Annotated in this window: 16 protein-coding genes; 11 read left to right on the top strand and 5 right to left on the bottom strand. The window is 70.7% G+C overall.

The window, feature by feature from the left end:
* Positions 1–121: 121 nt before the first annotated feature.
* Together IU476_RS14370 and IU476_RS14365 are read left to right on the top strand one after the other, a co-directional pair.
* Positions 122–799, top strand: coding sequence for an MspA family porin (locus IU476_RS14370; protein WP_195100337.1), 678 nt, complete (start codon positions 122–124; stop codon positions 797–799).
* Positions 800–858: 59 nt separating this feature from the next.
* Positions 859–1,539: an MspA family porin gene (locus IU476_RS14365; RefSeq protein ID WP_195100335.1), complete on the top strand. Its 681-nt coding sequence runs from the start codon at positions 859–861 to the stop codon at positions 1,537–1,539.
* Positions 1,540–1,599: 60 nt separating this feature from the next.
* Here the strand turns inward: IU476_RS14365 and mscL are convergent, their stop codons facing one another.
* From mscL to IU476_RS14345, 4 genes are all read right to left on the bottom strand, one after another.
* The gene (gene mscL, locus IU476_RS14360; RefSeq protein WP_195100334.1) at positions 1,600–2,007 is read right to left on the bottom strand and encodes a large conductance mechanosensitive channel protein MscL; all 408 of its coding nucleotides are present in this window, start codon (positions 2,005–2,007) and stop codon (positions 1,600–1,602) included.
* 156 nt (positions 2,008–2,163) lie between these two features.
* Positions 2,164–2,844, bottom strand: coding sequence for an SAF domain-containing protein (locus tag IU476_RS14355; protein WP_195100333.1), 681 nt, complete (start codon positions 2,842–2,844; stop codon positions 2,164–2,166).
* A gap of 109 nt (positions 2,845–2,953) precedes the next feature.
* A complete protein-coding gene (locus IU476_RS14350) occupies positions 2,954–3,277 on the bottom strand; it encodes an FmdB family zinc ribbon protein (RefSeq protein ID WP_195100332.1) in 324 nt (107 codons plus the stop codon).
* Between the two features lie 66 nt (positions 3,278–3,343).
* Entirely contained in the window at positions 3,344–3,946 is a 603-nt protein-coding gene (locus IU476_RS14345) for a 5-formyltetrahydrofolate cyclo-ligase (protein ID WP_195100331.1), read from the bottom strand.
* Between the two features lie 252 nt (positions 3,947–4,198).
* On the opposite strand from IU476_RS14345, the gene IU476_RS14340 reads away from it, so the two are divergent.
* The 8 genes from IU476_RS14340 (at position 4,199) to IU476_RS14305 (ending at position 11,183) form a co-directional block, all read left to right on the top strand.
* Positions 4,199–5,155 carry a UTP--glucose-1-phosphate uridylyltransferase gene (locus tag IU476_RS14340; RefSeq protein ID WP_195100330.1) on the top strand — a complete coding sequence of 319 codons (957 nt, stop codon included), beginning with the start codon at positions 4,199–4,201 and terminating at the stop codon, positions 5,153–5,155.
* Positions 5,156–5,220: 65 nt separating this feature from the next.
* Positions 5,221–6,474 (top strand): molybdotransferase-like divisome protein Glp, encoded by a 1,254-nt coding sequence (gene glp / locus IU476_RS14335; protein ID WP_195100329.1) that lies wholly within the window; start codon positions 5,221–5,223, stop codon positions 6,472–6,474.
* Between the two features lie 9 nt (positions 6,475–6,483).
* The gene (locus IU476_RS14330; protein ID WP_195100327.1) at positions 6,484–7,134 is read left to right on the top strand and encodes a GNAT family N-acetyltransferase; all 651 of its coding nucleotides are present in this window, start codon (positions 6,484–6,486) and stop codon (positions 7,132–7,134) included.
* 233 nt (positions 7,135–7,367) lie between these two features.
* Positions 7,368–8,669 carry a divisome protein SepX/GlpR gene (sepX, locus tag IU476_RS14325; RefSeq protein WP_195100325.1) on the top strand — a complete coding sequence of 434 codons (1,302 nt, stop codon included), beginning with the start codon at positions 7,368–7,370 and terminating at the stop codon, positions 8,667–8,669.
* Positions 8,670–8,977: 308 nt separating this feature from the next.
* On the top strand, positions 8,978–9,286 hold the full coding sequence (locus tag IU476_RS14320; protein WP_195100324.1) for a hypothetical protein: 309 nt from the start codon (positions 8,978–8,980) through the stop codon (positions 9,284–9,286).
* A complete protein-coding gene (locus tag IU476_RS14315; RefSeq protein ID WP_195100323.1) occupies positions 9,286–9,711 on the top strand; it encodes a hypothetical protein in 426 nt (141 codons plus the stop codon). Before IU476_RS14320 ends, IU476_RS14315 begins: the two co-directional genes overlap by 1 nt.
* Positions 9,701–10,300, top strand: a complete 600-nt coding sequence (locus IU476_RS14310) for a TetR/AcrR family transcriptional regulator (RefSeq protein ID WP_195100322.1) — start codon at positions 9,701–9,703, stop codon at positions 10,298–10,300. Before IU476_RS14315 ends, IU476_RS14310 begins: the two co-directional genes overlap by 11 nt.
* An 88-nt stretch (positions 10,301–10,388) precedes the next feature.
* Positions 10,389–11,183: an aldose epimerase family protein gene (locus IU476_RS14305; protein WP_195100321.1), complete on the top strand. Its 795-nt coding sequence runs from the start codon at positions 10,389–10,391 to the stop codon at positions 11,181–11,183.
* Positions 11,184–11,195: 12 nt separating this feature from the next.
* On the opposite strand, the gene IU476_RS14300 is transcribed toward IU476_RS14305, so the two are convergent.
* Positions 11,196–11,372, bottom strand: a complete 177-nt coding sequence (locus tag IU476_RS14300; RefSeq protein ID WP_195101042.1) for a hypothetical protein — start codon at positions 11,370–11,372, stop codon at positions 11,196–11,198.
* A gap of 197 nt (positions 11,373–11,569) precedes the next feature.
* Here IU476_RS14300 and IU476_RS14295 point away from each other — a divergent pair, with 197 nt between their 5' ends.
* Positions 11,570–12,550, top strand: coding sequence for an AraC family transcriptional regulator (locus IU476_RS14295; protein WP_195100320.1), 981 nt, complete (start codon positions 11,570–11,572; stop codon positions 12,548–12,550).
* The last annotated feature ends 7 nt before the right edge of the window (positions 12,551–12,557 follow it).

The raw sequence follows: 12,557 nt of genomic DNA, 5'->3' as shown, positions 1-12,557 counted from the left end.
CGGAAATTTGGCGTCGGTTACACGGCGGCAACAAACCAGCGACAAACTGAGCTGGGCCCGAAGGGACCGCTTTTCAACCTCGATGGTCGAGGTTGACCGTTAGAACCTGATGAGGGGAAGTATGAGCGAGAACCGCACCATCGGTCTGCGGCGTGGTGCCCGCTTCGCGGGTATCGGCGCGGCGGCAGCCGTGGCCATCGGCCTTTTCTCCACCGGTGCTGCCAACGCCGACACCTTCGTACCGTTGCCGGACGGTCAGAAGCTGGGTCCCAATGGCGTTGTGATCACCCGCACCGGAGAGCACGCCACCATCTCACCGTCCCTGGCGGCCAACGGTGCTGGTCGCACAGTCTGGGTGTCGGGTAATGCCAGCGCCGACGTGCCGAATGCCCCCGAGACGGAGGTCGGCCCGAACAACGGCCCACTCAATTCGCCCGGGACGAACAACTCGTCCACGCACGGCACGTCTCAGGTCAACACCGGCTACATCGTCGGCTGCCAGGTCAACATCGGCTCCGACGCGATCTCCGCCGGCATCTCCGGCGGCGTGAGCATGAGCGATGCCAGCATCGGCGGTTCCATCGGCCTGGAGCTGGGCCCCGGCGACGTGAAGTTCGTCCAGATCGACTACAAGGACATCACGAAGCCCGGCCGCTACTCGGTGGAGTACCAGGACGCGGAGATCGAGATCCAGAATTGCGCGGGTTATGCCCAGGCGCGGTCGTACACGGTCGTCGAGGTCGTCGGTGACCACTACTCGAAGACCACCCTCTACGGGCAGCCGTTCTCCATCGGCTGACGTGGTCGATTCCGCCAAAACCATTTCCGCGTAAAGCGATTCATTGAGGGACCTTCATTATGAACATCCGTAAGACCGTGGCTCGCGCGGCCGGTATCGGTGCTGTCACCACCGCCGCCCTGGGCCTTTTCTCCACCGGCGCCGCCGACGCCGACGCCTTCGTCCCGCTGCCGGGCGCGGACCTCACCAAGACCCTGTCCGACGGCACCGTCGTGCACATCTGGGTCGACGGCGAGTCGGCGAACATCAACCCGTCCATGGGCTCGACCCCGGTGCACCGCAACGCCTGGGTCACCGGTAGCGCCCACGTGAACATCTCCGGCGACACCTCCGCCACCGGCGGCAGCATCTACCCCGGCTACGTGGTGGGCTGCCAGGTCAACATCGATGGCGGCGGCGTCAACGGCGGCCCGGAGGCCGGCGCGTCCTGGGATACCGAGGGCAACGTCACCCCGTCGGTCAAGGGCAGCGGCGGCGGCGACCTGACCCTGGGACCCGGCCAGGCGCAGTCGTTCTACGTGCTCGACCTGGAGCAGGCCGACGACTACGGCAACGAGGCGCACAAGAAGCGCAACAAGTTCAAGGGCAGCGACGGCTCGGTGTCCTGGTCCGACGAGACCATCGGCCTCAACGGCTGCGGCGGCTACGCGCAGGCGCGCTCGTTCGTGAGCGTCGAGGTCGAGACCGACAACGTCATCAGCTGGGTGACGGTGTGGGGTCAGCCGTTCAGCATCGGCTGATCGCGCCGCCTCGAGTCGTGATGGGCCCGGCGCCGGTGGGCGCCGGGCTCATTCGCGTTCTCAGGACTCGTGCCGGCCGCCGGCGCTCTTGCTGCCTTCGGCGAGCAGGTCGCGGATCTCGGTCAGCAGTGCCAGCTCGTTCGCCTCGTCCTTGTTGGCGGCGCCCCAGCGCCGCTTGGCCCGGGCGGCCGGCATCACCAGCACGAAGTACAGGATCGCGGCGATCATCAGGAAGTTGATCGCGGCGGTGACGATCGGGCCGAGGGCGATGAAGGTGGCCGGCTTGTCGTCCACCAGCTGGATGCCCCAGCCCAGCTCGTTCTGCTGGCCGAGCAGCGCCAGCAGCGGGTTGATGATCCCGTTCGTGAAGGCCGTGACGATCGCGACGAAGGCGGTGCCCATCACCACCGCGACCGCCAGGTCGATCACGTTCCCGCGAAGCAGGAACTCCTTGAAACCCTTCAGCATTGCGGCTCCTGTCTCATCACCGGACCCCGTGCGCCGAGAGAAGCGCTGGTAGTGACGTACGGCGCGGTGGATGGCTGCGATCGGATCGAGTAGTCCGGATGCTATCCGAGTCCGAGGCAAATGTTCGGCGAACTTTGTGAAGGTCCGGCGCGCCGGTCAGTGGAAGACGACGGTCAGGGCGGTGGCGAGCGAGGCGGCGGCCACCGCGGTGGCGTGCGCCGGATCCAGGGCCACGAGCACGATCCGCTCGTCGGAACCGCGAGTCTTCCCGGCTCCCGCGACGAGCACGACGACGGCCTCGGTGGCGAGCGTGCGGGGCGGCGCGGGACCGTGGTCGCCGCCGGACTCCGGCTCCGCCCCGGCGATCACGTCCACCCGGTCGCCGAGGCGCAGGATCTCGGCAACGGCGTTGTCCGCCAAGCGAATCGGCACGATGCGGGCATCGGGCCCGGCGGTCGCGGCGGCCAGCCGCGGACCGATCACCCGCAGGTCGGTCAGGATCTCGCCGCCGCGCACGGCGCCCGCGACCGTTGCGCCCAGCACGGCACCGGCATCGCGCACGGCACCCTCGGGGACCGTGCCGGCGGGGCGGGGGACGCGGCGCAGGTCGCCGGGATCCAGCACCCGTCCGGGTGTCAGATCGTGTGCGGCGACGACGATGTCGACCTGCCGCGTGTCGGGATCGCCGCGCAGGTACAGCACGCCCGCGAGCACGACGAGAACGGCCGCGACCACGCGGCGGACGAGGGTGGAGTCGGCCCAGGCCGGCCGGAACCGGGTGATCCGGTCCCAGCGCGGCGTGCGGCCGAGGTCGGCGGTGCGGTGCGGTCGTCTCATGACCGGGACGCTACGGCGGGCGGGATCGCGTCCCGCCGGAAATCAGCCGGTCACCGCCGGGCTGTGTACAACGACGATGCTGTGGACAACTCGCCGGGGCGAGGTCCGCTCAGGCGACCGCGGACTTGGCGGTCGCGGTGCTGGTCGTGGAGCTCGTCGACGAGTCCGACGACTTGCTGCCGGAATCGGAACCGTTCGAGGAACCCGACGACGACGAGCTGTCGGACTTGGCCGGTTCGCTCGCGGTCGAGGAACCGTTGCGGCTGTCGGTGCGGTAGAAGCCGCTGCCCTTGAAGACGATGCCGACCGAATTGAACAGCTTGCGCAGCTTGCCGTCGCACTTCTCGCACGTCGACAGGGCATCGTCCGAGAACGACTGCACGATGTCGAACTTGTCGCCACACTGCGTGCACTGATACGAGTAAGTAGGCACAGGAACCTCCACAGTCTCCGTCGTTAGCACTCTACAGCCGACAGTGCCAACAGTGCCAATCCGGCGTTAATTCCCGCGCTCGCCGAGTCGCCGCAGACCGCCGCCGGGCGTCAGCGCCCAGCCCATCCGCCGGTCGTGCGGCTCCTCGGGCAGCCGCGGTACCACCTCGTCGTCGCGCACGACGGCGATCAGCCGGGCGTCGGGACGCGCCGCGGGCAGGGTGCGGTCGTAGTACCCCGCGCCGCGGCCCAGCCGGACGCCGTCGAGATCCACGGCCAGCGCCGGGACCAGGATCACCCGCGCCGATTCGATTGCGGCCGTGGACAATCGCGGCCCGCCCGGCTCCAGCAGGCCGTAGCGGGCGCGCCGCAGCCCGGCGGTGCCGGTGTACTCGGCCCAGTCCAGCGGGCCGGGCGGGCCGGTCACCGGCAGCAGCACCCGGGCACCGGCCGCGCGCAGCGCCTCGAGCAGCGCCGTCGACCCGGGCTCGCCGCCCACCGGCACGTACGCCGCGACCCACGCGCCGACCGCCCAGCGCGCCGCCACCTCCGCCGCGCCCGCCGCCAGCGCGGTCGCCTCGGCCGCGCGCACCGGGGCGGCGACGGCGGCCCGGCGCGCCGCCAATTCCCTACGCCACTCCTGTTTTTCCCGCTGACCAGCGCTGTTCACCCGACCACGATAGGTCGCGCCCGGCGCGTGATCTTGCGCGCGGTGAGGTTTCCGCCCGGTCGCGGCGGGTATCAGTGCAACCACAGGGCCGGGCGTCGGCCCGCGTTCGCGGCCGCCTGCCCGCCCGTTCCGTCGCACCGGCGACGGATCGTTGTCGGCGGGCGCCTCATCCGGCCGACGCTTAGGCTCTCCGGGTGCCGGGCCCGGTACAAGCGGGTCCGGCCGACGACTCGCACGGATAGGGTGTGCCACATGACAGCTGACGCCGGAACGGGCGCGACGCAGCCCGCACAGGCCTGTTTCCGCACCGCGGTGGTGCCCGCGGCCGGGCTCGGAACGCGGTTCCTGCCCGCCACCAAGACGGTGCCCAAGGAGTTGCTGCCGGTGGTGGACACGCCCGGCATCGAGCTGGTCGCCGCGGAGGCGGCCGAGTCCGGGGCCGGTCGGCTGGTGATCGTCACCTCGCCGGGCAAGGACGGCGTGGTCGCGCATTTCGTCGAGGACCTGATGCTGGAGAGCACCCTCGCCGAGCGCGGCAAGTTCCAGCTGCTCGAAAAGGTGCGCAAGGCACCGGGACTGCTGGACGTCACCTCGGTCGTGCAGGAGGAACCGCTGGGCCTCGGCCACGCGGTCGCCCAGGCCGAGCAGGTCCTCGACGCCGACGAGGACGCGATCGCGGTCCTGCTCCCCGACGACCTGGTGCTGCCCAGCGGCGTACTGGAGGTGATGTCGCGGGTGCGGCGCAAGCGCGGCGGCACCGTGCTGTGCGCCATCGACGTGCCCAAGGACCAGGTGAGCGCCTACGGCGTCTTCGACGTGGCGACGGTCCCCGACGCCGCGAACCCGAACGTGCTGCGCGTCAAGGGCATGGTGGAGAAGCCCGAACTGGCCGACGCCCCCTCGACCTACGCCGCGGCCGGCCGGTACCTGCTCGACCGCGCGATCTTCGACGCGCTGCGCCGCATCGAGCCCGGCGCGGGCGGCGAATTGCAGCTCACCGATGCCATCTCGCTGCTGATCGCCGAGGGTCATCCGGTTCATGTGGTGGTGCACCGTGGGTCGCGCCACGACCTGGGCAACCCGGGCGGTTATCTTCGTGCTGCGGTCGATTTCGCTTTGGAGCGAGACGAATACGGCCCCGCGCTGCGTGAGTGGCTGGAGCGCCGGCTCGCTCCCGACTGGAATCCGCAGCTGACCTCGTCCGAGTGACGGGTGCGGCTCGGTTTCTCGTCGTGCGGGGTCGCAGGGACGCCGGACTATGAGGGAAGGGCTGCATGCGCTCGGTTGAGGACCAGCAGATCAAGGTGACCGCGGCGGCCGTCGCCCCGCGGCCCGTCCGGGTCGCGATCTCCGAGGCCCAGGGTCTGCTGTGTGCCGAGGACGTCGTCACCGAGCGGCCGCTGCCGGGTTTCGACCAGGCGGCCATCGACGGATACGCCGTGCGCAGCGTCGACGTGCAGGGCGCGGGCGCCGATATCCGCGACGAGGAGGGCGAGCCGATCGACCTGTCGCTGCCGGTGGTCGGCGAGGTCGCCGCCGGGTCGCGTCAGCCGATCCGGTTGCAGCCGCGCCAGACCGTGCGCGTCGACACCGGCGCGCCGCTGCCGACGCTCGCCGACGCGGTGCTGCCGCTGGACTTCACCGACGGCGGGCGGGTGCGGCTCAAGGTATACGAGCCCGTGCGTTCCGGCGACTACGTGCGCCGCATCGGCGACGACGTGCAGCCCGGCGACATCGCGGTGCGGGCGGGCACCATCATCGGGGCCGCGCAGGTCGGGTTGCTGGCGGCGGTGGGCCGGGACAAGGTGCTGGTGCATCCGCGGCCGCGGCTGTCGGTGATCTCGATCGGCGGCGAGCTGGTCGACATCGATCGCACGCCCGGGCCGGGGCAGGTGTACGACGTGAACTCCTACGCGCTGGCCGCCGCCGCGCGCGACGCGGGTGCGGACGTGAACCGGGTGGGCATCGTCAGCGCCGATCCGGGGCGGCTGCGCGATGTGGTGGAGGGCCAGCTGGTCCGTTCCGAGGTGGTGGTGATCGCCGGTGCGGTCGGCGGGTGGGCGTCCGAGCAGATCCGCGAGGCGCTGGCCGGGCTGGGGGAGCTGGAGATCGCCCGGGTCGCCATGCATCCCGGGTCGGTGCAGGGGTTCGGCCGGCTCGGCCGCGACGAGGTGCCGACCTTCCTGCTGCCGTCGAATCCCGTTGGGGCACTGGTGGTTTTCGAGGTGATGGTGCGGCCGCTGATCCGCATAGCGCTCGGGCGGCGGCATCCGATGCGCCGGGTGGTGCGGGCGCGCACCATCATGCCGATCGCGTCGATGCCGGGCCGCCGCGGCTACCTGCGGGCCCAGCTCATGCGCGACGAGCAGACGAGCGAGTATCTGGTGCAACCGCTCGGCGGCAACGGGTCCTCGCACCTGTTGTCGACACTGGCCGAGGCGAACAGTCTGATCGTGTTGGATCCGGAGGTCACCGAGGTGCGTACCGGTGACGAGGTTCCGGTCGCCTTTCTCGCCCAGCGCGGGTGAGATGTGGACATGAACGTGTTCCGGACGGCACAGCATCCGGGCTGGCCCGCACACCTGGGTCCGGTGCGGGTGGCCGGCGGCCGGGTGACGCTGCGCCCGATCCGCCTGCGCGACGCCGCCGCGTGGGCGCGCATCCGGGTGCGTGACCGCGAGCATCTGGAGCCGTGGGAGCCGACCGGCCGCGGCTCGTGGGAGGCGCGCAACCACCCGTCCAATTGGCCGTCGCTGTGGTCGAGCCTCAAGGCCGAGGCGCGCCGCGGGGCGATGATCCCGCTGGTGATCGAGGTGGACGGGTCGTTCGCCGGGCAACTCACCATCGGCAATATCGTGCGCGGCGCGCTGCGCTCGGCGTGGATCGGCTATTGGGTCGCCAAGGACGTCGGCGGCCAGGGCGTCGCCACCGCCGCCCTCGCGCTGGGCCTGGACCACTGCTTCGGGCCCGTCGGCCTGCATCGCGTGGAAGCCACCGTCCGCCCCGAGAATCTGCCCAGCCAGGCCGTGCTCCGCAACGTCGGCTTCCGCGAGGAGGGCCTGCTCCGCCGCTACCTCGACGTCGACGGCTCCTGGCGCGACCACCTACTCGTGGCGATCACCGCGGAGGAGATCACCACCACGGTGGTCGACCGCCTGGTCCGAGCGGGCCGCGCCACCTTCCCGTAATTTCCTTTGTGTTACCCGTGTGACTGGTGTGGGCGGCGCGCCTGCGGGATATTCCTGTGGCACGGCACTAGCCTACGGACGTCGGTGGTGCGTTCCGTGCTACCGGAAGGGAGCCGGCGAAGTGACCCGACGGGGCGGCGGTATAACCGGCGCGGCCACGGGGCGCTGCGGCGGTGCCGAGGTGACAGCCGTCGAAGGGACAACAGCCAGGCGGGGACGGAGGTGTGAGCGCGATGCCGAATTCGATCTTGTGGGTCGGTCTGGTCGTGCTCTGGGTCTTCGTGCTGTTCCCGATGCTCGCCGACCGGCACCCGCGCATCCGGCGGACCACGGACGCCGCGCTGGCCACCCGGGTGCTGCATCGCGGCGGCACCAAGCGACGTATGAAGAACGGCCCGGCCGCCGGGCACGAATCCGACCCGGACTGGGTACCGACCCGCGTGCACAGAAAGCTTTCCCTAGGCGATGATGCGGAGGATCGGATGACGACATCGGCCGATGAGACCGTCACCGAGCACGACGACGAGACCGCCCGCGACCGCGATCCCGAGCCCGCGCGGGCCGAGGACGACAGCGACATCCTCGAGGCCGAGACCACCGAGGTCGACGACGCCGAGACGGCCGAGACGGACGGCGACGTCGCCGCGGCCGATGACTCCGCGCTGGGCGCGCGGGACGACATCGACGACCCGGACGCCGATCGTACGGACGACTACGGCGAATCCCGCCGTGACGCAGGCGATTACGCCAGATCCCGCCGTGACGCAGGCGATTACGCTGAATCCGGTCGTGACGCAGGCGATTACGCTGAATCCGGTCGTGACGCAGACGGTTACGCGGAATCCGGTCGTGGCACAGGCGATTACGCCGAAGCTCGCGACGACGAACCCGGTTACGACGCCGCCGAGCCCGTCGACTCCGGCTACGACGAAGACGCCGCCGACGACCGCGCCCCGGCCATGGCGCGCATCCCCCCGGCCCGCTCCGCGGACCCGGCGCTGCTACCGGAGCCGGCCGAAACCGATTCCGACGCCGCGGATTACGTGCCGAGCAGGCGCGGCCGCGGCGGTTACGATCCGGAGTCCGACGCGATGGCGCGCCGGATGCGCTACCGGTTCCGGCAGCGCACCGCGCTCGGATTGGTGCTGAGCGCGTTGATGTTCGGCGCCTTCGCGTTCGCCGTCGCGCCGATGCTGTGGTGGGGGTGCGCGCTGTCGGTGCTGGTGCTGGGCACCTACCTGGGCTACCTACGCCGCCAGGTGCGCATGGAGGAGGAGATCCGCCGCCGCCGCGCCGCGCGCCTGTCCCGCGACCGGCAGCACCCGGACCGCGTCGCCGACACCCGCCAGGCCCGCGAGGACCGCGCCACCCTCGACCGCGACGCCGCCCGCGTCCTGCGCCGCCGCGCGGTCGTGCTCGACGTCGACGACGAGGACGCCGCCTTCGACCACCTGGAAACCTTCGACGCCGCGGCCGCCCGCGCCACCCGCAATCGCGCCGCCGGCGGCGAGATCCGCCGCGCCGCAGGCGAATAGCCCCCAGGGCGCATTCCGCGCTCCCCATCCACCGCACAACTGGCTACGTCACTGCTCGTGCCGCATGCTGCCTCGGCTGGGCCGGTGCGTCGACTCGGATCGTGTGCCGTTTCGGCAGGGCAGTGCGTTCGGTTCGGATTGCGTGCCGCGTCGGCAGGGCCGTGCGTTTTCGCCTTCTACTTCGGCAGGCCACTTGGTCGGGTTGCGGGCTCGATAGGCCATCTCACCAGCAGATTCATACGACTGTATTGACAGTGGGGACGACGGTTTCCTATCTTTGCAATACGAACGTATGAAGGGAGTGGTTCATGTTGCGGCTGGTCGAGCTCGTGGGGTTGTGTGCCCCGCTTGTGGGGGTGGCGATGGTGTTGTACTACCGGCGGCGGATGGGGACGGCGTTTCGGTATGCGATGGCGGCGGCCGCGGTGGCGGTAGTGGGATCGGCCGTCGGGGTGGTGACCGGGCGGGCGATGTGGTTCGGCGGCGGGGGTGCGGAGGGGATCACCGAGCGCATGGAATTCGGTGCGGGAGTGCGCAATCTGCTGGTGGCGCTGGCCTGGGCGCTGCTGCTGGTGGCCATCGCGCGGCGGCCGCGTGTCGACCGGGCGGTGCGTTGATGGCCGGGCCGGCGCTGTTCGGGGCGAGTGAGGTCGTGGTCGTGGTGCTGGCCGTCGCGTCGATGGCGTGCGGTGTGCGCTGGGCCCGGCGGTACCGGGTCGCGGGGTGGGCGACGGTCGCGGCGGCAGCGGCGTGGCTGGTCGCGGAGGCTCTGCGGTGGCTGCAACTCGGCGCGATCATGCCCGCGCTGGCGGGGGAGGAGCACGAATCGGCGCGCATGATCGTGGGGCTGCTGGGCGACACCGTCTACTTCGGCGTCGGCGGCATCGGGATTCTGCTGTTGTTCTTCGCGGCCGTGGCGGACCGGCCGACCGGCGACGGTCGCCGCGAACCGGTCGCCGTGGCACGGCAACTCGGCGCGGCGGCGTGGCGCTACTATCAGGATCGCAACCGGCCGGAGAGGAGTCGGCGCGATGGGCGCTAGGCAGGCGGCACCGACCGCCGAGGCCACCGACCGCCGCCGCGCGCTGCTGGACCGGCTGGCCGAGGTGATCGCCGAGGACGGCATCGAGGGTGTCAGCATCCGCACTTTGGCCGCCCGCGCGGGCGTGTCGATCGGGACGGTGCAGTACTACTTCTCGACCAAGAACGACCTGCTGCTGAAGGTGTGGGAGCACGTCCGGGACGAGGCGACCCGCCGCTTCCTCGAGTCCGGCGTCGCCGACCTGCCGCCGCTCGACCGCCTGCACCGCCTGACCGATCTGCTCATCGCCCCCGCCGCCGACGACATCTTGGCCCGCGTCTGGCTCGCGCTCGCGGCCCGCGCCGCCCACGACCCCGAGATCGCCGCGCTGCACCGCGGCCAGTGGCAGCGCACCGAGGACATCCTCGCCCGCGCCCTGGCCGCCGTGCACCCGGCCCGCGCCGACGAGAATCCCGACGCCGCAGCCGAATTGCTGGCCCTGCTGGACGGCCTGACGATCGCGATCCTGACCGAACCCGACCGCATGCCCACCGCCCGCGCCACCCGCATCGCCCGCCGCTGGACCGACGCCTGGGCCGCCGACCGGTAAACCGGCCGCCCGGGCCTGTCACCCCGCTGTGCCATGCTGGACGAGCCGGGCGGAAAGCGCAGCCCGCTGTCGAAGCGAGGAGGCGGGGATGGCCGACGAGATCCTGGACCTGGTTGCCGGTGCCGCGCGGCTGGCGGTGAACGCCGGCACGGGCCGCGTCGCGAGCTTCCGCGTCGGCGCACTCGACGTACTGCGCACCGGCGAGCGTTTCGGCAGTTTTCCCATGGCCCCGTGGTGCGGTCGCCTGCGCGACGGGGTGCTGGACTGGGAGGGCCGCACCTACCAACTACCGCGCAACGCCGAACCGCATGCCATCCACGGCACCGTGCGCGACCACCCGTGGCGGGTCGTGACCCACAGCGACACCGAAGTCGTTCTCGCACAGGAACTCCGCGACCCGTGGCCGTTCGCCGGACGAGTGACGCAGAGCTTCGAACTGGCCGCTGACTCGGCCTCCTTCCGGATGAGCGTCGAGGCGGCCGAGCACCCCTTCCCGGCGCAGGTCGGCTGGCACCCGTGGTTCCGGCGCCGCCTGACACCGGACGGCCCGGCGGTGCAGATCGACTTCGCGCCCGCCTGGCAGGAGGAACGCGGCGCGGACTACCTGCCCGACGGCAATCGCATCGCACCGCTCCCGGGCCCGTGGGACGACTGCTTCGCCATGCCCGACGGCGTGCAGGTGACGCTCACCTGGCCGGGCGCCCTCGAATTAGTCGTCGCCAGCCCGCTGCGGTGGGTGGTGGTGTACGACCTCCCGGCCGAGACGGTCTGTGTCGAACCACAATCCGGCCCGCCGAACGGGCTCAACACCGATCCGTGCACGGTCACGCCGCAGGAGCCGCTTGCGGCCGAGATGACCTGGCGCTGGCGCGCGCTCGACTGAGCGGCCCCCGGGTCAGCGCACCCGCGAGGAGTCGGGAACCAGGCGTCCGGCCTCGACCAGGGTCCGCACCGCGGCCCGGCGGCGTGGACACTCCTCGGTGCGGCAGGTCAGATGCATCTGCATGATGGCGTGGGCCTTCTGGGGTGTCAGCTGGAGGGGCTCGATCCAGCAGGTACTGAACATGTCCACGTCGGAGGCCTCTTTCTCGATACCGGAAACCCTTCGGCGGGCCGCCCTGCCGGGCGGCGGCTGCCGGTGTCGTCGAGACTATTCAGCGTTTCCTTTCGAAAGAATGTGCCGACGGGACGGATTATTGGTAATTTCGGACAGTGGTTTCGTTCGGTGTACCGCCCGGCGTGCTACCTCACAGCAGCGTCAGCGTGCGGATGATGGTCAGTGTCGGGCAGGCGCACGGTCTGGACGAAACATTGTTATTGACTGGGACAGGAATATCTCCCGACGTCCTGGACGACGAGAATGCGGAAATCTGGCCGGATCAGGAATTCGATGTTGCCAGAAATCTGCTCGGCCACCTCGGCGACGTGCCCGGCCTGGGCGTGCAGACCGCGCGCCACGCCACCATCGGCAAGGGCGGCATGGTGGGTCTCGCGGCGCTGGTGAGCCCCACCATCGGGGACGTTCTGTCGATCACGGTCCGCTACCAGGACCTGGTCTCCGTCGCGGCCCGCTACTCGCTCGAGGACCGCGGCGACGAGGTCGCGATCGTCGTCGACGGCGACAAGATCCCCGCGGACGTGCGAGCCTTCTTCGTCGAGCGGGAGGTGGCCTTCGTGTTCATGGCCGGCGAGTTGCTCGACGTGGAGATCCCGGTCCTGGGCGTCGAGATGCAGATCTCCGCCGAGCGCGGTGCGGAGCTGTCCGGCATCACCCCGTTCGACCGGCACCCGGTGGCCTTCGAGTGTCCGCGCAATCTCGTGCGGCTGCCCCGGTCCTTCCTGGATCACCCGATGCCGCAATCGGATTCGCGCACCGCCTCGGCCATCGAGCGGCAGTGCCGGGAGGCCCTGCGGCAGTTGCTCGGCTCGAGCTGGCAGTTGACCGCGAAGGTGCGCGAACGGCTGCTCAGCGACCCGGACCGGATGCCGTCGATGGTCGAGATTGCCGCGGAGTTGCACGTCACCGTGCGCACACTGCGCCGCCGGCTGGCCGACGAGGGCGCCACCTTCCGCGGCCTGCTCAACAACGTGCGCGAGATCAAGGCCGCTGAGCTGCTGCGCACCTCCGCGACGGTGGAGGATGTGGCGCGTCGCCTGGGCTACGCCGAGACCGCGAACTTCACCCACGCCTTCACCCGCTGGCGCGGGATGTCCCCGCGTGCGTACCGGCAATCGGTATTGCGTAAGTAGTTTCGGG

The sequence above is a fragment of the Nocardia blacklockiae genome, assembly GCF_015477355.1.
In the GTDB taxonomy this organism is placed as follows: Bacteria; Actinomycetota; Actinomycetes; order Mycobacteriales; family Mycobacteriaceae; genus Nocardia; species Nocardia blacklockiae.
Note: the sequence above shows the minus strand (reverse complement) of the source record. Positions and strands in the feature narration are given on the sequence as shown.